Raw genomic sequence first — 21,582 nt, 5'->3', positions numbered from 1 at the left:
GGCTTCGAAAATTACCTATATGATCTCGATAATTTGGATGAACTTATTTCCATAACAGATCGGAAGGATCAGCTTGAGATGGCTCGTATGTCCAGAGAGTTCGTGCTGCAATTCTGCCTGAGAGATTGTCCTGAGGTAACTGGCGAAGTGGTACTGAGCACATCGCTTGAGGATCTCGCGGCTGAGATTTTGGAGACACCAGGTGGTCCATCAGGTTGCCGTTTGCGGCTGCGGTTCAGAATGGTTGTTAAGGAGCTTGAGACTCAATGTCCGGCGATTAGCCCCCTATTACAAGAGAGCTGGCCGGAACAACGAAAATTGCAGCATATTCATTATATATTTGAAGATCAGCCAGCAACTTACGCCGTCACTGCTGAAGTACATTTTGACCGTAGTGTGAATGAAGATCAGATGGGAGATATCCCTGATCTGTGCGACCATATGGTCAATGTGCTGACTAAATTATTGCAATTGCACAAATAACCAAGCGAAAAAGTCTTGTCTCTGCTCAAAGAGACAAGACTTTTTTTATTTTTTTTTGAATGCCAAATAGGCTATCAGGCGTAGGTATAAGGACTTGAGGTTAATATTTTACGCAAGCAAGTAAGAGAATGTATATTTAATAAGCCGAATAAGTGCGATTGAACTATATACATAAGGTGAAATTGCGAAAGTGAGTTTGGGACTAAAGATTTAGTACCGGACTAAAGGAACTAGTTTTCCTTGCCGATAAAATATCGAAGGGGAGAAACTACATGACAGAGAAATTAATTCGTCTTCTGCGTATACTTCAGGCTATACAAGCGAATCCCGGAATTTCCGCCAAAGAATTGGCGTTGAAATGCGGTACCACTGTGCGCACGATTTATCGCGATCTCCGAATTTTGGACAGGGTTGCCCCTATCATGAATGAAGGTTATGGCAAGGGATATCGGTTCATTGGTGAATTTGCCATGTATCCTCTGGATTTTACCGAACAGGAAGCGATGGTATTCTCGATGCTTCCATCCGTGGTGGATACTTCGCAACTCCCGGCTGAATTTGATTCAGCTTTTGACAAGGTGATGACAGCTCATACCAAAATGAAATCGAGAAACAGTGACATTGTAGAAAATATTGCAGGCATTATTCGTATGGGTACACCTGCATACCGGGAAGAAGGGAAGTATCCCAACTTGCTTATTCCAGTCATTGAAGCCATTCTGGATCAACAAACGATTCGAACCCAATATCATACGCTTACGAAAAATGAAATAACGGTCCGTGACATTGACCCCTATTACCTCATTCCGCGCGATCAGCGTTTCTACTTGATTGGTTATTGCCACTTGCTGAAGAAAGTACGTTTGTTTCGGATCAGTCGCTTTCTGGACGTTATACAGACCAATACCCATTTTGTTATGGGTGATTTCAATATAACGCAGTTCATGAAAAATACGTGGTCCATTGATCGTGGGGATAAACTGATTCATTTTAAAGTAAGGTTCAGTAAAGAGGTGGCCCCCTACATAAAAGAAGAAGAAATGTTTGTTCGTCCACGAATGACTGATTTGCCTGATGGCGGATTGTTATTTGAAGTAACGCTGAACAGTAGTCGTGAATTCCTGAAATGGTTATATCAATTTGGCCCCGAAGCGGAGGTTCTTGAACCCCGCGAATATCGTAAAGAAATTCGTAAACAACTCATAGAGTGGATGAAGCATTATGAGGAAGATCAATAATTTCAACCCTTCTAAAATCAAAAAAATGTGTAAAAGGAGCTTTTTCGATGAGTACCAAATTATTTGCAGCCATGTATGGAATGGAACATTATCATGGTGTAGAAGCTTTAAACGTAGGCGATATCCTGTTTCTGGTTAAAGACCCCGACAATCGGGTGGACTCTCGAGCCATCAAGGTAGTGGTTCCCCCTATTGGGACGGTTGGATATATTGTTAATAATCCGCTGCTCGCTCCTCATGGTTGCTGGACTGGATCGGGAATCTATGATGCTTTCCGCCAACAAACCTGCGCTAAAGTGAGGTTTGCCATGAAAGATATGATTATTGTGGAGTTAATTGAAATGATGTACGTTCCTGTTCCGCATATGGATAGTTTTATTGCAGACTGGCAGTCACGTGAAAAAGCCTAACGAAAGCACAGGCGTAACAAGATTTATCCACGGATGAGTCTTGTATAAGCTGCTTCAAGATGCATGGCTGTCCGGGCCCAACTGAACTGTTCAACTGCACTGGCACGGCCAGCTTCTCCAAGCGAACGAGCGAGAGAAGGATTGTCTGCGAGTTTAGACAGGTAAGCAGCGAAACTTCGGGGGTTGTGATACTGTCTCACAAGATATCCATTACTCCCCGATACAATGATTTCACGAATGCCTCCATTGTCTGAAGCAATGACGGGTAGTCCTGAAGCCATAGCTTCAACATTAACCAGCCCGAAGGCCTCATGTTGTTGGGAAGGGCACACCAGACAGTCCACAGCCCTGTACAAACGGTCAATACGTTCATGGGCGATCTGACCTCGGAAGGCGGCATCCACCTTTAATTTTCGGGCAAGCTGTCGCAGCTTGCGGACGTAAACTGGAGGTCCTTTCCCTGCAATGATTAGTTGCACGGGTACCTGCTGCTGAATAAGAGCTACGGCACGAATCAATATGTCCACACCTTTGCCGGGAATCAGTCGGCCTACATACAGAATGGAGAATGGCCCTGTAATACCAAACTGCTTCCGCAGAAGCTGCTGCTCTCCTTTAGCTGCAGGCAAAAAGCGGCTTAGGTCCACGCCAAGTGGTACAACACCCATCCGTCGTTTCAAGGATGGAAATCGGCGACCCAGCCTTTGTCTGAGGGATTGACTGTTGACGGCAATCCAGTTCGCTTTTTTTAACAGCGCTAATCTTGCAGGACCTGGTTGTGCAAAGGTTAATGAGTGAAGATAGAGCACCACAGGTAACGAAGGGAAGGCGCGTTTAATTGCAGCCATACTATGAGGTCTGTTGTCTACCTGGATCAAATCGAAGGGCTGAATTTTCAGAAAACGGATCACTGCCCTTGTGTACTCGCTGGGGCTGGTTGCTGTTACACGACGGATCGTAATGCCATCTAATTGCTCTGTGATGGCAAGGCCGGGCATCTGACGACTTAAGATCGTCACCTGGTGACGGAGTGCAAGTTCGCGAGCAATGCCGAGGAGGCAGATTTCGACTGATCCGTTACCTGGGACTGGCAATTTTTCAGGCGCTATCAGGGCTATTTTCATCAACAGGCTCCTCCTTGTCCATATTCGTAACAATCTACTTTGGTCATATATCCTATGTGCATCGGGTGGATTTGGCTCCTGTGGAACTACGCGTGAGGGGAAATTTCGTTTTTGTGATATACTGTACGGGATGCAGTGAAATCGTTGCGCGTATTTAGAAGCAGGAGGAAAAAAATGTTACATTCAACACTCAGCCGCTTTCGACTGCTGTTGTGGTTGCAGGGGCTTTCATATGTGCTGTTGTTATTTGTTGCTTTTCCATTAAGGGAATCAGGAATCATGCCTCAGGCAGTCACGTGGTTTGGCAACATCTATGGCTTTTTATTTCTGATGTATTTATTATTTATGGTGAGTCTTTATACTACGCAAAAATGGCGTTTACGTCGTCCAATTGCTTTGTTTTTTGTCTCATTTATCCCGCTAGGCAATTTCATCTATGATTTGCTGGTCTTTCGCAAGCTGGACCGTAGTCAGGCAAATAAAGCTTGACTTTGCTTATCGTTATGAATATGATGAGAACAGATTATTGAACTTGTTTCAACTTAAAACTAAATATTCCTGATGTTAAAGGGGAGTAGCTTTCACAGTAAAGTCGTCAGTTCGGGATTATATCCCCGGCTTTATTGGCAGCAATTTTGTTGTTAGCGAGACCTTTACCAAGTTTTCATACTGGGTAAAGGTCTCTTTTTGTGAATAAAAAGGACCTTACCAGTAATGGTAAAGGTCCTTTTTTTTGTACATCATAAGGATACTAAGGAGGAGTCAATTTTGGATTTGTCATTATTATTGGAGTATGGGTGGGTTCTCGTCGTATTAGTAGTCCTGGAGGGATTGCTTGCAGCGGATAATGCATTGGTTCTTGCCATTATGGTTAAGCATTTACCTGATGATAAACGCAAAAAGGCGTTATTTTATGGTTTGATGGGAGCGTTTATTTTCCGATTGGGTTCGTTGTTCCTGATCTCGTTCCTCGTGGACGTATGGCAGGTTCAAGCGATTGGTGCCCTGTACCTGTTGTACATCTCCATTAACCACATTGTCAAAAAGGTGTTGGGTAGCCGAAACAAAACAGATGAAGCGGCTGATTCCGCTCCCAAAAAACAAAAAAAACAATCTGGTTTCTGGATGACTGTATTCAAGGTGGAAGTGGCGGATATCGCGTTCGCGGTCGATTCCATTCTCGCAGCTGTGGCGCTGGCTGTTGCCTTGCCGCCAAGTGGTCTGCCTCCGATCGGTGGACTTGACGGTGGCCAGTTTATCGTCATCTTCCTCGGTGGATTTATCGGTCTCGTCATCATGAGATTTGCGGCTTCCTTCTTCGTTAAACTGCTTCATTCCCGTCCAGGGCTTGAAGTTGCAGCCTTCGTTATTGTCGGCTGGGTTGGGGTTAAGTTGGCTGTTATTACACTTGCACACCCTTCACTGGGCGTTCTGGATGAGCATTTCCCGGAAAATAAAATTTGGAAATTTGGATTCTACATTGTGCTGATTACAATTGCAGTATGCGGTTGGTTCCTGTCTTCCAAGGTGCCTGAAAAAGAAGATGAAAATCCTGTGGAAGAATTGGAAAAACAAGCAGGGAAATGATAAGATGCAGATTCAAATCTGTCAAAACATGTACCATCAATAATCGATATCTAATCTCATGATATGCATGAGTAAGCAGGGTCTGTTCCTTACAGACCCTGCTTTTTTTATATAAGTTATTGGCACGAAGTTAAATCTAATGCATATGCAAAATAGGGAATTTTCCAAGAAAAGGGTTGACACATCGAAACGAGTCCGCTTAATATAAACATAATATTAATGAAGGGAGGCCGAGAGATATGATGGTTGGTTATGATTTGAAATTCACAAAGACACTACGAAGCACAGACACAATTGTATATCCAGTTCATCGTCTCTTTGGCCTCATACGGGCGACATAGGGGAAGATGCATATCGTTTATCCTTGGAACGTTATTAATCGATATGCTACTCTCGGCGTATATAGCAATGGAGAACAGATGCGGCATGTTCATGCTGCTTTTGTTTTCTGTTATTGTCATGAAGAAGTCACGGGCGAACTGTCCGTGGCTTCTTTTTTGTTGTACTGACTATGGATATGAATTCGGAATAACGTTAGGTTCAATTTTGAAATGAACCGAATTAGCTGAACGTATAGGAAGGAATAATAAACATTTATGAATACACAACCTAATTTATTTACGACTCAAAATGAACTCACAGGTGGCTACCGACATGAAGTCAAATTGCCTGCTGGGGACTTAACGGTATATGCGGCACAACAACTATTCTCGTCATTGGACTATAAGGTGTTCGAGATGGCGAACAACAATCTTCAAATCCCGGGCATTTCCTATATGAGCTATACGCCTGACGTGCATGTCGGTGTAGGCACCTGCATCGGTACAACGGCGGTATGGGATGCCAAGAGTGGCTATGTATCTCCATCCATCGTAGGCAGTGATATCGGCTGTGGCATGCGGGTGCATATGACCAATTTGCATAAGGACGACCTGAAGGATGTGAAGCTGCGCCGTAAACTCGTGAAAGCCATTGAGAAAGTGCTGCCGATGGAGGCAAATCAGCGCGGTCATTACTCGGATATTCGTTTGGAGCATATTGTGCGAAAGGGTCTGCATGGATTACCTAAAAAATATATCCCGGACAGCTATACACCCAAAAAATCAACTTCCATCACTCATGTAGAGAGCAGCAAATTTGCCTTTGATGAGGAAGTGTTGAATCTGGTACCGGATATGACTTGGCATCGGGCTCATCGCCAGTTAGGAACTTTGGGTGGAGGCAATCATTTTGCCGAGATTCAAGCGATTGAGATTGCGGAGGAAAATCGGGAGATTGCGGAAGCCTGGGGTCTGTACGATGGACAAATTGTTGTCATGATTCATTCCGGTTCCCGGGCTTGGGGTGGGTATGTAAGCCAAACTAGTTCATCAGCGATTGCGAAAGTGATGCAGCGAAATGGTCTGGGGACATCCGATCCAAGACTGGTTTTTGCTCCGCTTGAACATGCGGAAGGTCTCCATTACGTCAATATGATGTATTCTGCACTGAATTATGCTGTGGTGAACCGCCATCTGATTGCTTATGCAATTCGCGAAGCTTTTCGGGATGTGTTTGGTCCAAAATGCGAATTTCGAACCCTCTATGATCTGATGCACAATTATGCATGGGAGGAATCGCACTCGGATCAAGGTTCCGTTTTTGTACACCGCAAAGGAGCTACACGTGCATTACCTGCTGGTCATCCGGATAATCCGAAGCCATATCTGGCAACAGGTCATCCCGCGCTTATACCCGGTTCAATGGGGACGGCTTCGTATATCATGGTAGGTCAACCCGAGGGGAAGGATAACTATTATTCGATTTGTCATGGGGCAGGACGCATTCGTTCGCGTACAGCAACGAAGCGCCTGGTTACCGTGGAGGATTTTGCCTCGGCGCTGGGTGTGGGAACTGAAGATGAGATTGTGGTGAACCAGCGTTCGCTTGAATCGATTCTTGATGAATCGCCGCAAGCTTATAAAAATGTCGATGAAATTATTGATAGTGTTACCGGCGCAGGTCTGGCTCAAGTTGTAGCCAAATGTAAACCACTTGCCGCTGTGAAGGGAGCTAAGTAATGACGATAGAGAAAGAACAATTGAATCATAATAGAGTCATCTATTCCTATGAGGAGCAACAAGACAGTCAAATCCGAAACGAAGGCTATGCCATATATGCCCGCTTGATTCGCGGCATCATTGAAGCGCTTGGCAATCGATACGGCGTTCGTTATGAACTCTATGCAAGTGATGATCCAAACAGTGAATACTGGGATCTGCTAAAAGAAGATCTGCAAAGCAACAGTACGGAAGTGGAATTGGTTGCCCGGATTTTCGAAGATCTGGAGCTGCGTACACTGCATTATGAGGATGATGGAGATGCACCAACCTATGGGGTGCATTATTCGATTCGCAACAATGTATTTGCCTATCCGCAGTGGGGCGTGGCTCTCGTCCGCATTCCTTTCTTCCGGGAGAATGGGATATACAATGAGGATTTTGTTTTTGCTACAGGAGAAGAGGAATTGAAGCAATTTCTGGGCAGTGTAAGGGAACGGGAACGGCAGCAAAATATGAAAAAAGTCACGGTGTACACGGATGCTCGCAATGGCAGTGATCGTCATGTGGAATCCATTACCCGCTCTGTGGGGCGGGATGAGGTCGTGCTTTCTCCGCAAATTAAACAGGATATTTTCCGTTCGTTGGACCAGTTTTTCGAGGCAGATCGTTCCTTTTATCGGGACTATGATATTCCTTACAAACGTGGCATCCTGCTGTACGGCCATCCTGGAAACGGAAAAACGACCCTCGTGAAATCCATTGCGGGAAGCATTCCGGGGCCTGCGGCATATTGGCAAATTACCGAATACACAAACAGTGAATCGGTACGTGAAGTGTTCGAAGCAGCCAAACGTTTGGCTCCCATGGTACTAATTATTGAGGATATCGATTCCATGCCGGATGAAGTTCGTTCCTTTTTCCTGAATACATTGGATGGGGCAACGTCCAAAGAGGGCATTTTCCTAATTGGCACCACGAATTATCCGGAGAAAATAGACCCAGGGCTCATGAACCGTGCCGGTCGGTTTGATCGGGCTTATGAAATACCGCTACCGGACGAAGGGCTGCGCCTGCAATATTTGAACCAACGCGGCTTTGATGTCTTCGCAGGGGAAGAAGATACGCTGGAAGCTGCACGATTGACGGATACCTTTTCTCTTGCTCAACTTGGAGAGCTGTATGTCAGCGCAGCGCTGGAATGGCACCAGAATGGCCAGACAGACATTGTGCAGATCATTCAGTCGATGCGAGGAGAGTTGGACAAGAGCCATAAACATAACTGGCTGGCTCAGCCAGGTAAAGGCCGTGCAGGTTTTTATTAATCGAATATAACCATTAAAATATTCTCACCTCAATTGGTTATACTAAGGCTGTCTGAATCAACATACAATGACTTTTGGGAGGTACATAACGCAGTCTTGAACTGTGTAAGATGCCCGGAAGTGACGCAATCTGTTTATAATGCCTTGTTATAGGCTGTAGAACAGAGAAAAGGGCATATGAACAAAAGGTAATATACAACAATTTTCATGCCAATTGTTTAAATGCTTCTGTAGCGGTTAATAGTAGACAGACAACAACAAAAACTTTAATTAGAGGTGAATGATATGGGTTGGTTATGGTCATTAATTATCGGTGGTATCATTGGATGGTTGGCAGGTCTGATTGTTGGTCGTGACATTCCCGGCGGCGTTATCGGTAACATCATTGCCGGTTTTATCGGCGGATGGTTAGGTGGAGTAATCCTGGGAGATATGGGTCCAGAAATGGGCGGATTCTACATAGTACCGGCATTAATCGGTGCCATCGTACTTGTAGCAATCGTGAGCTTGATCTTCCGTTCTATGGGTCGAAGCCGCGGGTAACGAATTCAAGAATTCTTGAATATACAGTTAGTCGGCAACACGCACTTTGAATAACTGTTGATATAACAGATGCTTCTGAAGAGGTTGATGGAAGTCCACGGACGTGGCTTTCCATCAACCTCTTTTTGTTTTAAGATATAGGTACAACAGAAAGGGATGAGTGTGCATGGAAAAAGCTACATTTGCCGGCGGATGCTTCTGGTGTATGGTTACACCATTTGAAGAGCAACCAGGCATTCATGGTATTGTATCAGGCTATACCGGCGGTCACGTCGATAATCCAACATATGAGCAGGTCAAAACCGGGGAGACCGGTCATGTCGAGGTCGTTGAAATCACGTTTGATCCAGAGGTGTTTCCGTATGAACGTCTGCTGGAGCTATATTGGCCCCAGACGGACCCAACCGATGATGGAGGGCAATTTCAGGATCGTGGAAGTCAGTACCGGACAGCGATCTTTGTCCATAATGAACGTCAACGTGAGCTCGCAGAGCAGTCCAAGCAGGAACTGGCAGCAAGCGGGCGGTTCAATCAACCGATTGTGACGGAGATACGGGATGCAGTTGTGTTCTATCCGGCAGAAGATTACCACCAGGATTACCACAAGAAAAATGAGAAGCATTACAAAGAAGACCGTGCGGAATCCGGACGGGATGAATTTATTGAAGAAAACTGGAATAAATAATTAAGTTCATTAGATTAGACCAAATTGCATCAGATCTTATTGAAAAAGCCGGGAGAGTTCCAACAGGAACTTCCCCAGCTTTTTTTGATTGTTCAATGATTAAGAGAATGTTATCTCAATGGCTACAGAACTTATCTACGTTCTCTGCGTTGATGGGAGAACTCTACATCGTTGTGTGAAATAACAGAACGCCCTGTTAACCGTTAGTCGGTCAACCAGAGCGCTCCATTTACTATTTAGCTGAGGCTGTCTTCAATACATACTTGGATAATGCATCGTCATTGATCTGATAAATAATATGATCGTTGTACGTTGAATACCCATCGAGCAATCCAGGAGAGGATGCAAACGTATATTCATGTACTGTATCCAATGTTTGCGGATCGAGAATATAACCTTTTTTGGCGAAATCAAGTTTATACTGCCCGTCCTGTGTACGATCAACCTGCATGAGAATAGGCTGCTCTTCCTTAAATGTACGTTCAGTCACTTGGCCTTTCATGGTGTACAGCTCCAGCTTTTGGCCTGTAAACAGAGTGTAACTGTTGCCTGCGGTCTGAACATAGGCATCACCGGCAATAGCACGGCCCCAGGCGAGTTTGCCATCGGTGCCAAAGCCCATCAGCTTGTTACCCGTGTTGGCAAAATTGGCACGCATGATCACGGAGCCATCTTCCAGAATGGCCAGTGATTCACCGCCACCGTCTCCCAGAGTGTTGGCATTGCTCGGGAACTGATAGAAGGAAAGACGATTCAGCGTACGATCGTAAATTTCCACTTTGGGATTAGCGGCCTGCTGCCAGAAGCTGCCCACTTTGGTTTGTTTGCTTGCATCGACTACGATTCGATCACTGCCTGCTTTGAGTACAGCACCGTTGATTGTTTTTTCCGTAATCAGTTTTCCCTTTTTGTCATACAGCGAGATGGCTGAACGAACGGAACCGTTCGATTGAACACCAGGGCTCGAAGCGATCAATAACGTATCGTCGTCCAGAAGGTACATGGATGATGAATTACTCACGTTTTTGACCCAGTTGGTTTTGCCGGAAGTATTGAACGAGTATACCTTTTTGGTTCCATCCGAATATTCCATATATACGTAAGCTGTGCCGTTGCTGGTATATAGCGAATTGGAGTAGGTTGTATAAGGCCCACTTTTCTCATGGAAAATAACGTTCCATTTCAATTGTCCGGTCGTTGCATCCAGCGCCTGAAGCGAATCTAGCTGCCAATCCAGCTTTGTATTGCTGCTTGTTTTGGTCACGGGCTGGGAAGAATGCACATACACCAGATTTTTAGCAGGTACTGCGTTCACTTCGTTGACGATAACGTCTTTCTCCGTATTCACTTGCGTGAGAGAGAGAGAAGATGATGTCCATGAAGGCTTAGGCAAGGGTGCATTTTGTTCTGCGGCCGCGTAGCTTGGTGTATGCAGGCTGAAGAGGAGCGTGCCACTGAGAAGAAGCGCAGCCCATGTTTTGGACTTTCGTTTGTTGGATGTATGCAAGTTATAAACCACCTTTCTTCGATTCAAAATAGAACCGATTGTTGAATTCTACCATTTCATACATGTGAAATTCAACCTGAGTGTCTGTAACCTTTTATGATGGAGGTGTAAAATTATTGTTGTTTCGAGAAGTTCGAGGGTTACAGGGAATTCATCTTCTTTCTGTTACGAGAGAAGTCTGCTATATTTAGTCGGGTGATGAGGGCTAAGAGGGAGATTAGCCTGACAGATTAGAGGAACGACAAGGAGAACAGACATGAACTGGAATGAAAATATGACCACTGTGGGTATAGGCGTTATTATCCTTCTACTGCTCATTGCCTGGATCATTCGCCGTGTAATTCGGCGAGGGCAGCGCATACGAAGTGAGGCCAATCCGCGTAAGATTACGATTAAGGATATCGATAAAATGCAGGATGGGTCGGAATTTGAACTGTACCTGTATCATTTATTCCAACAACTCGGTTATGCCGAAGTACATAAGACTACAAGCAGCCGTGATTTTGGTGCGGACCTTGTATTTGTGGATAGAGCAGGCAGACGTAATGTCATTCAGGCCAAGCGTTACGGAGCAAATCATCCGGTTGGACTCAGCGCAGTACAGGAGATTTACACGTCCATGCGTTATTATGAAGCAGATCGATCCATCGTGCTCACCTCAGCCAGATATACGGAAGCATGCCGGACGCTAGCAGCGGTCAACGGGGTGAAGCTGCTGGACCGTGAAGATCTGATGGACCTGATCATGCTGTTTAAATCCAGAAGAATGGAAGAAGCACTGGAATTGATTGAGGAAGACGATCAGGAACCTGTGGAAACATGGCAATCACGGCGAAAAAGAGTTCCACGTTAATCACCTTCACTTGTCTGCCTGCACATGATATATTGAGTGCATACCAACCAAGGGAGTGTGTTCAATTATCATGGCACGTACACAAACGCAAAAAGCATTGCGCAAAGCAGAGCGGTCAGGACAGTGGTGTCCAGAGCAAAGTCGGAGAGTAAACGGAGATTATGGAGCGTTATCCCAGCATGTTCGACTCATGCCCACGAAACAGGAAAAATTGCAAAAGGTCAAACACAAGAAGCGGACCCAGGATGGTGGTGCTTCTTTTTATTTTGTCTGTGATGTGCGGAGTGCTGCATAAGCATCAAAATTTTAAAAAAAGCTCTTCCTTCGATTGGTATGACATCCCTTGGACTGTTAAAATCAATGTATATCTTTTGAATTGGATCAATTATAGCTATACATCCTCCTATCTTCGATGAAGGGAAGAATTCTACATATGACAACAGCGCTTCGCATGGATAAAAAAATCGTTCGGCGTTTTTTGCTGCAGACGCAATCTTTATTGGGACGTTGGCCCGCCGTTTCCTTGCCTTCGGGTCCTGAACAGGTGATGCAACTGATTCGCTCCCTTGGCTGCGTGCAGATTGATCCTGTCGCTGCCGTAACCGGAAATCAGCATTTGGTGCTGGGCGCTCGTGATCCGGGCTATACCTCCGAATATTTACATACGTTGTTGAGTGATCATAAAGTGTTCGAATATTTTGCAAATGCCGCATGTGTTATTCCGATCGAAGATTATGCGATGTTCGAACCTGTACGTGCTCGATTAAGGGATCGTCTGGCTCCGTCATTGGAAGGGCTGGGAAACACGGTGCAGCATGTGCTGAAGCGTTTGGAAGAAGAGGGGCCGTTACCCTCCAGAGCTTTTCGTGCCGTCGAACGGGTAAGCGGATATTGGGACAATGCGGATGTACCGAAAACGAAGGATACTACGCTAGCGTTAAACTTGCTGCTGGATTCGGCTGCCATTCGTGTCGTCGCAAGGCAGGGCAATGAACGTTATTTTCATATTACTGAATCCGGACTGCTGGAGCAGGCCCAATCCATGACAGCGGAGATCGATCTTTTGACTCAAAGGCAAGCTTTGATGGACAAGTACATTTACGCATATCGGGTCGTGGATACCCGAGATCCACGATTAGGCTGGATGAAATCCACCGCTGCCGAACGTCGGAATGATATGGCTGCACGTGTCGCAGATGGTCGCATGATCACACTGGAGGTAGAGGACGTCGCGACGCCTTATTACATCCGTGCAGAAGATGAGGGTTTGTTGCGTGAGATGGAAAGGGAAGAGCCGCATTATGATCCATCAGGTCCGGTACGATTCCTGCCTCCACTGGACAACCTGCTGTGGAGACGGGAACGGATTGTGGATTTATTTGATTTCCAATATAAGTGGGAGATATACACACCAGAGGTGAAACGAACTTACGGATATTACGCCATGCCCATTCTTCACGGCGATCGGCTGATTGGACGTATGGACCCGCGACTCGATCGTAAAACGGGCGTGCTAACGGTGCGGTTGTTATCGATGGAAGAGACTGCTCCACCTGTGGAGGAATGGATCGCGGATTTTCGGGAGGGACTCCAGTTCTTTGCAACGATGCATGGAGCGCGATCCATCACGGTAGAGAAGACGGTGCCGAAGGGGTTGAAAAAGCAACTCAAGTCGATCTTATAGAATCGGTAGACGTCAAAAAGGGAGCGAAAGCTCGCTCCCCTAAGGCTGGATTTGGACCTGTAATAAGCTTGTTACGCCAGTCCCACAGCAATATTGCTTTTCAATTAACGCAGATGTGGTACTTGAACATTCGGATCAACATCTGCTTCATAATCCACACCGTCGGTTTCGAAACCAAACAGTTGGAAGAATTCCTGACGGTATCCTACCAGATCGGACAGATCGTAGATGTTTTCGGTGGTCAGCTCGTTCCATAGCTTCGCCACTTCTTCCTGAACATCCGCTCTCATCTCCCAATCGTCAATACGAATACGCCCCGCTTCATCGGTCGGAACTTCTCCTCCCGCATAGAGGCGATCAGCGAACAAGCGTTGCAATTGCTCGATGCAGCCTTCATGCAAGCCTTTTTCCTTCATGACTTTGTACAATGCAGAGATATACAACGGCACCACTGGAATTGCGGAGCTTGACTGGGTTACCAGCGCTTTGGCTACGGTTAGGTAAGCACGTCCGCCCTTTGCACTCAGACGATCATTCAGCTTGTGGGCTGTCGCTTCCAGATGGTTTTTGGCTTGACCGATGGAACCATCACGATAGATCGCATGTGTAAGTTCAGGACCGATGTAAGAGAAGGCAATAGTTGTTGCATTGTCGGCGAGTACGCCACCTTGTTGCAAGGCATCCATCCACAGTTCCCAATCATCTCCGCCCATCACGGTCACGGTCTGGCGAATTTCTTCTTCAGTTGCCGGATCAAGCGTAATGGAAGTCACTTCTCCCGTATGGAAATTGACTGTTTTGTTCGTGTACGATTGTCCAATCGGTTTGAGCACGGAGTTGAATACTTCACCAGTATTCGGATCGGTACGGCGTGCCGACGCTACACTGTAGACTACCAGATCAACCTGACCGAGTTCACTGCGAATCAGTTCAACGGTCTTTTCTCTTGTTTCGTTGGCAAAGGCATCACCTGTGATGCTGTATGATTTCAGTCCTGCTTCTTCCGCAGCTTTCTCAAATGCAGCGGAGTTGTACCAGCCTGCTGAAGCCGTACGTTTTTCAGTGGCGCTGCTTGGGCGGTAAATGCCGATGGTGTTGGCTCCGGCACCGAATGCGGATACGACGCGCGAAGCAAGTCCATATCCAGTAGAAGCTCCGATAACGAGTACGTTCCGCGGTCCATTCAATTGCGGTTGGGATTTTACATAATCAATTTGTTCCTGGACTTGTGCAGCACAGCCTATAGGATGGGAAGTTGTACAAATAAAACCACGTGTTCTTGGTTTAATAATCATTCATTTGCATCCTTTCATATTCAACTCTTGTTCTTCATTATTGGATAATGCTCTTGTACATACCACCTTATTGTAAAACAATTGCCTCCGAAACGGAAACCGTTTCGATGGATTTGGCTAAAAGACGGTATCCGGCTTCGCATCCGGGATGATATTATATAATTTGAGCTATACATTCACACGATAACGGAGAGGACAGAACAGGTCTGCAGAAGCGAAGCGTTCGCCTTTATCACCGGATTTTCCCCTTCTATAAGGGATTTCAAAAAATCTGGGGATAACAGCGATCGGAAGATGGTTCTGGCCACGTAGTGCTCTAGTGTAAAATCATTCGTTCAACTTATAGTAATTCCAGGATCGAAACGAAAGGAAGACTAGCCATGCTGAAGGAACGGATTGAATTTCTGAGCAAAAGAAAGCAAATCTCCCGCAAAGACCTCGTGGAAGGTCTGGTTACGCAGGCTCACTTTGCCAATATTCTGGCCGATCGTTATCCACTCCCTGAAGATCTGGCAGAGGCTATTGCGTCACGTCTTGGCGTAACGACTTCCTATCTGTTAAACGCTTCTGCACAGGATGAAGAAACACTGGCGCGGGCAGAGGCCATTTTTGAACAAATGTCAGTTCCAGCTTCCGCCATATTAGAAGAAACGGTCCATGCACTTGAAGATCGGGATGATACGCTGACAGTAGAGCTAACCACGGCTTTAATGAAGGCGGTCTATTACCAACAATTAAATGATGCATCGGCTCATGAATATATACATACATCCTATTTGAATTTTTATCTGGAGAAATACGGCCGTCCTGACGATGTGGATCTGCCCCGTCCGTTAGCAAAGGCGTTATTATATTACAAAGTGCAGTACTATCGTTCCAAGCTTGCCTCTGTGGATGTGTTAACACATGCAACCAGGCTCAGTGAATTGGCTCTTCCTGGAAGTGAATTCTGGCTGTCTGTGCAAAATATCAAGATGGAAGCCTACATTCAGGTCAAACAGTACGAAGAGGCCAAGCAGGTATTCGATCTCACCATGAGACATGTCTATGATCAGCGGCTGTTTCATCGGTTGTCCGGTTTATACGTGGCTTATAGCGGATATTGCTTTGCGATGGGACTGGTAAAGGAGGCGCTCTCGGCATTGACCATGGCAGAGGCGAACCTGGTGTATGCGGGTAATCAGGGCGATCTGGTCACTGCCATTGCCAATAATCGGATTGTCATGTTAACCATGACGGGGGAGCTGGATCAGGCGCAGTCGGAGATCGAACGATTCGAATCCCTGTTGCAGCAAGAACCCGAAGAAACCCAGCAGGCCATGAAGCCATTAGTGAGTGTGTATCGGTGTGAAGTGGCACTGGCACGAAAAAACTGGGGGGGACTTGCGCAGAGTGTGGATCAACTGTTGAATAGTGCAACAACTCAGGATCAGCAGATGAGTGCAACCTTCTACCAGAGCCATCTTGCTCTTGCGCATGGAGATCGTGAAGTGTTCATGGAGCGAGCGCTCGCATGTCTGCCTTATTTTGAGTCCGTGCAGCATGCCATGCGTCTTGAACCTTTATATGAGGGAATGGCCGTGGTGTCCGAGGATCTGCGAAAATATAAGGAAGCCGCCATGTATTATCGGAAGCTGGTCTACCTGTTACGCAAAAAATAGATTGAAAATCGGCGTAGAACAGCCGTTTTTTTACATGATTTTGTTCAATACCGGTGCATTAGGCACAAAATATGCCTCCCAACCTTTCATTTAAGAGTCGTTTACGGCTCTTTTTTTGCGGAATCCATCAAAAAGCATGTTAAAGAAACGAGAATTCAGTGGTTTAATCACCGGATTTTTCGTTTCTTTTGTATGCAGTCAAAAGGGTATTCAAGGACAAGCCCTCCTGTTTATACTTTAACTATAACCAAAAATAAAAAAACGAGGTGTTCATTATGGGATGGTTTGGTAAAAAGAACAAGCAGGAAGATGCGATTGCGAAGGCAGATAAAATGATGAATAAAGGACTTACCGGAATGATGATGAAAGGTTTTGTATCAAAGGAGCATCGGGAAGCCATCAACCAGAGTCTGGATTCGGCAAAACAGGCACAACTGGCGGCAAGTGGTTCCCTTCCCTTAACTGCAACAGCCACGGTAATCACGATTACCGATACGGGCAAGCTGATCAATTTTGATCCAATTGTTGTGCTTGTGCTGGATATAACAGAGACGAATGGCAATCAGTATCAGCGAACATTGGAAACACTGGTGTCCAAGATGCAGATTCCACGCGTGGGAGATCGAGTGGGATTGGGGCAAAATCCGGCGAATCCGACAGAGTTAATTTACATGGGTCTGTTGTCCGTCTAGAAGGTGTTCGAACTACAAACGAGCATTCTATCATTTAATAAAGACAACTAACAACGAATAATAGAGATATAGAGAGGGTGGGGCAGATGGTAGGTTTCCTGAGATTGGTCGGTGTGTTGACTGTGTTTGGGGTGGGATTCTCCCCATTTCTGGCACAGCAGCTGTGGAATGATCCTTTTATCATTATGCAGGCATGGTGGTATACACCAGCGATTTTTGCCGGATTTGGGCTGATCTTTATTCCCTCCATTTTGGCTAATATCTTCGGTGTTGGGAGAGTGAAGTCAGGATTACCAGCGGTTGGTGTCATTAAAAGCATCCAGCAGACGGGTACGTATATTAATGAGCAGCCGGAAGTTCGACTGGGCCTGACCGTCTCGCGTAAAGGACGTGAGAAATACGATACCGAGTTGAAAACCATTATACCGTTGACGTCCATGGCTCAGTTTCAGCCGGGCAGCTTCATTCCGTTAGTGGTCTCCGTGAAGGATGAACGCAAGGTAGGACTTGATCTGAAAGGACGACTGTCTCAGGAAGATATGCAGCAATTGCTGGATGAGAAGATGGTGCAGCATGGCGTGGCACCTGAGATGATGGATATTGCACGAACGGGCGAGAAAGCGATGGCCAAGATATTGGATGTTACTCCACTTGGAAGCGGAGGTAATGGCAAAATCAAACTTCAGCTTACGCTTAGTGTAACGAAGTCAAATGGAGAGACATTTAAGGTCACTATACCAAAGGAAATTTATCCATCTACCCTACCTCAGGTTCAGCAAGGTCATATTATTAACGTGATCTACTCGAAGCAGGACCCGTCAAAAGTAGTGTTGGCATTGAATGTACAGGAGGAACAACTAAGTAATTTGTTCTCATCCTGATGGCTATATAAACAAAAAACCTGCAACATCACTGTGTTCGTGATGGGCAGGTTTCTTTTGTGAATTATGTTTTGGAGATTCTGGATGAGATTAGATTAAGATCAGACGATGCCCAAGCGCATCCGATATGAGAATAGAACTTGTCTCGATTCTCCGGCAAATATACGAGTAGCCAGCTGTCTAAATTCGCCTGCTACCTCAAGTAGATTAGTGGCTCCGAGTTTCACTGCCGTTTGCAGGCCGCCTTGGCTTAGTGCCAGATTGACGTATCGGTCCGCATCGAATGTTTCCCGATGATGAAACAAAATTTCACGCGAATAACGGAACAAGCCGGACTGCTGAATCTGCTGCAAATGTCCGTCTTTACTCCATTTATGTGCCTGATTTTCCTGAGGAGCCAGACTGGCAGCTCGATGATCTGCCTCCGTATTCAAATGCAGATAGGCTTGTTCCAGCTGCCAATCAACCACTGGTGGCCAGTCACAGTCGTAGGCAGCAAATATGCCGCCTGGACGCAGTACACGCGCAAATTCGCGCAGTGTGGACTGGGGCTCCATCCAGTGGAACGACTGTGAGCAGGTCACGATATCCACACTGCCATCAGGTAGTCCCAGTTCGTGGGACAGGCCGGAGACAAAGCGAAGATGGTCCGGTTTGCCTGCCGCTTCCCATTTGGACTCTGCGACAGCTCTCATATCATCGCTTGGTTCGACGCCAATAACACGTTCTGCCTCATTTAGCCAAATCCATGACGATAAGCCCGTACCACAGCCAACATCTGCGACCAAGCGAGGTTTGCTGCCCAAATAATTCGTCAGAATATCTACGACCTCGGTGGGCGCAGCGGGCCGGTTCTGGTCATATAACGTACCGAAACCTTTGAATCGTTCCACATTGTTACGTCTAATGTCTTGCATGGACAAACCTCCTTCAGGAAATGGATAGATAGCAAAAAAGTAAAAGAATCAACAGATGATCAGAGCTTCATTATATCATTCATTTTCCAACCTGTTGTTAACGACCTGTTGTAAATGTTCTACCGCTTTGATATGTCGCCTAAGCAGTTCCTGTCCAACGTGTGCAGGCTTGATTACGGTCAGGTCAGATCCAAACGACATCAGGAAGGAGTACAGCCATTCTCCCTCATTGAGTTCAAGGGCAACGCGCAGCCTGCCGTCGGGCTCTTTTTCAACGCGTGATGGTTCAAAAAAATCATACACCCTATACGCAATAGAGTTGGAGAACGACAGTTCCAGAGCGATTTGGTTGATAGAGACTTGTGTCTCATTTTCCGTTGATCCGATGTTCATGTTGTTTCGGGGAACCCTAGGCAGAAATTTCAGCTGGGTAATGCGTTTCATTTTGAACGTCTGAAATTCGTTTCGGTCGTGCTCGTCGTGAATGTACCCCTTGAAATACCAAGTACTGTTCTTGAACAAAAGTTTGAGAGGTTCAACCGTCGGAACACTCTTCTCTCCATCCGAATTGACATAGTGAAACGTAATCCATTGATTGGTGAGGATCGCCTGTTTGACCTGATTGAACAGCTCCCTCTCCTGCAGTGGAATGCTGCCCCATGGTGAAAAGTCGAACTCGATCCAATCCAGCTTGTGATCAAACAGGGCGGTTAAACGTTTGAGCATATGGGCAGTGTTAAGGTGAGGGATGGCGCTGACGCTATATAATCCAAGCAAAATTTCATTCTGATCATCTTCGGACAACAGGGATTTGTCCATGACAAAGTTGTCCATGAGATGGATGCCGCCATGCTTTCCGGTTGTCGTGTATACGGGAATACCCGCCGCACTCAGTCTGTCGATATCACGGTACACCGTGCGCACGGATATCTCGAACAAACGCGCGAGCTCGGGGGCGGTAGCTTTCTTTTTCTCCAATAACAGCAATAGCATTCTGAATAATCGGTTATTTTCCATGCCGACATTATACCATGACAATAGGTGTCAGGGTATGGGTGGTACACTGGATGTATAGTGTTAGGAAGATCATGAAGGAGGAATTGATGATGTCGATGAAAGACGGATTTTTCTGGGGTGGCGCAACGGCTGCCAATCAGTTTGAAGGTGGATGGGACAAGGGTGGTAAAGGCCCAAGTACTTCCGATATGATGACAGGTGGAACGCACACGACACCACGGCGGATTACGCCTGTACTGGAAGAGGGCACGTATTATCCGAGCCATGAAGCGGTTGATTTTTATGGTCATTACAAAGAGGATATTGCCCTGATGGCTGAAATGGGCTTCAAAATGTTTCGCATGTCCATTAACTGGTCCAGAATCTACCCGAACGGTTATGATCTGGAGCCAAACGAAGAGGGATTGCAGTTCTATGACAACGTCTTTGCCGAGTTGAAAAAGTACAACATTGAACCGCTCGTGACCATTTCTCACTACGAGACACCATTTGGTCTGACCCAGAAATATAACGGCTGGGCTTCGCGTGAAGTGATTGATTGTTATATCCGATATTGTACAACCCTGTTTAACCGATACAAAGATCAGGTGAAATACTGGCTGACCTTTAATGAGATCAACTGTCTGACAATGCCAATGGGGGCTTATATGGCTGCAGGTATCCTGTTTGAAGGCAAAGAGACATTGATCGATGGCGTTGATGATCCACAGACCCGCTTCCAGGCGCTGCATCACCAATTTGTTGCAAGTGCAAAAGCAGTGAAGCTGGGACATGAAATCAATCCTGATTTCCAAATCGGCTGTATGGTCGCTTTCATGACAACATATCCGAATACATGCAATCCGGACGATATTTTGCTCGCGCAGAAGAAGGACCAGCTGTCCAACATGATCTGTGGAGACGTACAGGTTCGTGGAGCGTACCCTGGATTCGCCAAACGTTTCTTCGCCGAAGAAGGCATCCAGATCGAGATGCAGCCGGAAGATGCACAGACTCTGCGTGAAGGCTGCGTGGACTTCTATTCCTTTAGCTATTACATGTCCTTGGTCGAGAGTGCGGATGAGTCGTTGGATAGAGCAGAGGGAAATCTGCTGGGCGGCATCAAAAATCCGTATCTGGAAGCTTCCGACTGGGGCTGGCAGATCGATCCGAAAGGATTACGTTACACCCTGAACCACCTGTATGATCGTTACCAAATTCCATTGATGGTTGTGGAGAACGGGCTGGGTGCAGTGGATGTAGTGGAGGAAGATGGCTCTATTCAAGATGACTATCGGATTGATTATTTGAGAGGTCACATTGAACAAATGAAAGAAGCCGTTGCCGACGGTGTGGAGCTTATCGCTTACACGATGTGGGGATGTATCGACTTGGTCAGCGCATCCACGGGAGAGATGAAGAAGCGTTATGGCTTCATTCATGTGAACAAGGACAATGATGGCAATGGTGATTTCAGCAGAACACCGAAGAAGAGCTTCCACTGGTACAAAAAAGTCATTGAATCCAATGGCGAGGAGCTCTAAGTTGCCACTGTAAAATAGATCCATAATGACGTAAAAGAACCTCATTGGTGCTTGATGCACCCATGAGGTTCTTTACGTTTGGTTTGTTTTCAAGCATGGGTTGGATCATTGCATGGTG

Annotated in this window: 21 protein-coding genes; 16 read left to right on the top strand and 5 right to left on the bottom strand. The window is 46.1% G+C overall.

The window, feature by feature from the left end; genetic code table 11:
* Window positions 1–33 precede the first annotated feature (33 nt).
* The 3 genes from PTQ21_RS29695 (at window position 34) to PTQ21_RS29685 (ending at window position 2,131) form a co-directional block, all read left to right on the top strand.
* Complete coding sequence (locus tag PTQ21_RS29695; protein WP_338020299.1) at window positions 34–483, top strand: hypothetical protein; 450 nt, start codon at window positions 34–36, stop codon at window positions 481–483.
* Window positions 484–755: 272 nt separating this feature from the next.
* A complete protein-coding gene (locus PTQ21_RS29690) occupies window positions 756–1,721 on the top strand; it encodes a helix-turn-helix transcriptional regulator (protein WP_063566896.1) in 966 nt (321 codons plus the stop codon).
* Window positions 1,722–1,768: 47 nt separating this feature from the next.
* Window positions 1,769–2,131: an HIRAN domain-containing protein gene (locus tag PTQ21_RS29685; RefSeq protein ID WP_063566897.1), complete on the top strand. Its 363-nt coding sequence runs from the start codon at window positions 1,769–1,771 to the stop codon at window positions 2,129–2,131.
* A gap of 23 nt (window positions 2,132–2,154) precedes the next feature.
* Here the strand turns inward: PTQ21_RS29685 and PTQ21_RS29680 are convergent, their stop codons facing one another.
* Window positions 2,155–3,255, bottom strand: a complete 1,101-nt coding sequence (locus PTQ21_RS29680; protein WP_274568226.1) for a glycosyltransferase family 4 protein — start codon at window positions 3,253–3,255, stop codon at window positions 2,155–2,157.
* Between the two features lie 174 nt (window positions 3,256–3,429).
* Here PTQ21_RS29680 and PTQ21_RS29675 point away from each other — a divergent pair, with 174 nt between their 5' ends.
* The 6 genes from PTQ21_RS29675 to msrA all read left to right on the top strand — a co-directional run bounded on the left by PTQ21_RS29675 (window position 3,430) and on the right by msrA (window position 9,434).
* The gene (locus PTQ21_RS29675) at window positions 3,430–3,744 is read left to right on the top strand and encodes a DUF3817 domain-containing protein (RefSeq protein ID WP_269054412.1); all 315 of its coding nucleotides are present in this window, start codon (window positions 3,430–3,432) and stop codon (window positions 3,742–3,744) included.
* A 279-nt stretch (window positions 3,745–4,023) separates the two neighbouring features.
* The gene (locus tag PTQ21_RS29670) at window positions 4,024–4,842 is read left to right on the top strand and encodes a TerC family protein (protein WP_079697430.1); all 819 of its coding nucleotides are present in this window, start codon (window positions 4,024–4,026) and stop codon (window positions 4,840–4,842) included.
* A gap of 596 nt (window positions 4,843–5,438) precedes the next feature.
* A complete protein-coding gene (locus tag PTQ21_RS29665) occupies window positions 5,439–6,902 on the top strand; it encodes an RtcB family protein (protein WP_274568224.1) in 1,464 nt (487 codons plus the stop codon).
* Window positions 6,902–8,206, top strand: coding sequence for an AAA family ATPase (locus PTQ21_RS29660; protein WP_274568223.1), 1,305 nt, complete (start codon window positions 6,902–6,904; stop codon window positions 8,204–8,206). The genes PTQ21_RS29665 and PTQ21_RS29660 overlap by 1 nt, the downstream gene beginning before the upstream one ends.
* Window positions 8,207–8,491: 285 nt before the next feature.
* Window positions 8,492–8,749 carry a GlsB/YeaQ/YmgE family stress response membrane protein gene (locus tag PTQ21_RS29655; RefSeq protein WP_017686880.1) on the top strand — a complete coding sequence of 86 codons (258 nt, stop codon included), beginning with the start codon at window positions 8,492–8,494 and terminating at the stop codon, window positions 8,747–8,749.
* Between the two features lie 166 nt (window positions 8,750–8,915).
* Window positions 8,916–9,434: a peptide-methionine (S)-S-oxide reductase MsrA gene (msrA, locus tag PTQ21_RS29650; protein WP_072734724.1), complete on the top strand. Its 519-nt coding sequence runs from the start codon at window positions 8,916–8,918 to the stop codon at window positions 9,432–9,434.
* A gap of 232 nt (window positions 9,435–9,666) precedes the next feature.
* On the opposite strand, the gene PTQ21_RS29645 is transcribed toward msrA, so the two are convergent.
* On the bottom strand, window positions 9,667–10,941 hold the full coding sequence (locus PTQ21_RS29645) for a hypothetical protein (RefSeq protein ID WP_063565250.1): 1,275 nt from the start codon (window positions 10,939–10,941) through the stop codon (window positions 9,667–9,669).
* 256 nt (window positions 10,942–11,197) lie between these two features.
* Here PTQ21_RS29645 and PTQ21_RS29640 point away from each other — a divergent pair, with 256 nt between their 5' ends.
* The 3 genes from PTQ21_RS29640 (at window position 11,198) to PTQ21_RS29630 (ending at window position 13,478) form a co-directional block, all read left to right on the top strand.
* The gene (locus PTQ21_RS29640) at window positions 11,198–11,794 is read left to right on the top strand and encodes a restriction endonuclease (protein WP_269054410.1); all 597 of its coding nucleotides are present in this window, start codon (window positions 11,198–11,200) and stop codon (window positions 11,792–11,794) included.
* Window positions 11,795–11,864: 70 nt separating this feature from the next.
* Window positions 11,865–12,089 (top strand): hypothetical protein, encoded by a 225-nt coding sequence (locus PTQ21_RS29635; protein ID WP_063565252.1) that lies wholly within the window; start codon window positions 11,865–11,867, stop codon window positions 12,087–12,089.
* Between the two features lie 138 nt (window positions 12,090–12,227).
* The gene (locus tag PTQ21_RS29630) at window positions 12,228–13,478 is read left to right on the top strand and encodes a DNA glycosylase AlkZ-like family protein (protein ID WP_274568215.1); all 1,251 of its coding nucleotides are present in this window, start codon (window positions 12,228–12,230) and stop codon (window positions 13,476–13,478) included.
* A 104-nt stretch (window positions 13,479–13,582) separates the two neighbouring features.
* Here PTQ21_RS29630 and fabV read toward each other — a convergent pair whose 3' ends face one another.
* Entirely contained in the window at window positions 13,583–14,773 is a 1,191-nt protein-coding gene (gene fabV, locus PTQ21_RS29625; RefSeq protein ID WP_274568214.1) for an enoyl-ACP reductase FabV, read from the bottom strand.
* A 380-nt stretch (window positions 14,774–15,153) separates the two neighbouring features.
* Between fabV and PTQ21_RS29620 the strand changes: the two genes are divergently transcribed.
* The 3 genes from PTQ21_RS29620 to PTQ21_RS29610 all read left to right on the top strand — a co-directional run bounded on the left by PTQ21_RS29620 (window position 15,154) and on the right by PTQ21_RS29610 (window position 18,007).
* Entirely contained in the window at window positions 15,154–16,434 is a 1,281-nt protein-coding gene (locus tag PTQ21_RS29620) for an XRE family transcriptional regulator (protein WP_274568213.1), read from the top strand.
* A gap of 275 nt (window positions 16,435–16,709) precedes the next feature.
* Window positions 16,710–17,126 carry a hypothetical protein gene (locus tag PTQ21_RS29615; RefSeq protein WP_274568212.1) on the top strand — a complete coding sequence of 139 codons (417 nt, stop codon included), beginning with the start codon at window positions 16,710–16,712 and terminating at the stop codon, window positions 17,124–17,126.
* 86 nt (window positions 17,127–17,212) lie between these two features.
* A complete protein-coding gene (locus tag PTQ21_RS29610; protein WP_274568211.1) occupies window positions 17,213–18,007 on the top strand; it encodes a hypothetical protein in 795 nt (264 codons plus the stop codon).
* Between the two features lie 101 nt (window positions 18,008–18,108).
* On the opposite strand, the gene PTQ21_RS29605 is transcribed toward PTQ21_RS29610, so the two are convergent.
* Both PTQ21_RS29605 and PTQ21_RS29600 read right to left on the bottom strand, forming a co-directional pair.
* Window positions 18,109–18,924: a class I SAM-dependent methyltransferase gene (locus PTQ21_RS29605; protein ID WP_274568210.1), complete on the bottom strand. Its 816-nt coding sequence runs from the start codon at window positions 18,922–18,924 to the stop codon at window positions 18,109–18,111.
* A gap of 75 nt (window positions 18,925–18,999) precedes the next feature.
* The gene (locus tag PTQ21_RS29600) at window positions 19,000–19,917 is read right to left on the bottom strand and encodes a helix-turn-helix transcriptional regulator (protein WP_274568208.1); all 918 of its coding nucleotides are present in this window, start codon (window positions 19,915–19,917) and stop codon (window positions 19,000–19,002) included.
* A gap of 95 nt (window positions 19,918–20,012) precedes the next feature.
* On the opposite strand from PTQ21_RS29600, the gene PTQ21_RS29595 reads away from it, so the two are divergent.
* On the top strand, window positions 20,013–21,464 hold the full coding sequence (locus PTQ21_RS29595) for a glycoside hydrolase family 1 protein (RefSeq protein WP_420800349.1): 1,452 nt from the start codon (window positions 20,013–20,015) through the stop codon (window positions 21,462–21,464).
* The last annotated feature ends 118 nt before the right edge of the window (window positions 21,465–21,582 follow it).

It is taken from the genome of Paenibacillus marchantiae (assembly GCF_028771845.1).
GTDB classification, from domain to species: Bacteria; Bacillota; Bacilli; order Paenibacillales; family Paenibacillaceae; genus Paenibacillus; species Paenibacillus marchantiae.
This window is presented reverse-complemented; position numbering and strand designations above follow the sequence as displayed.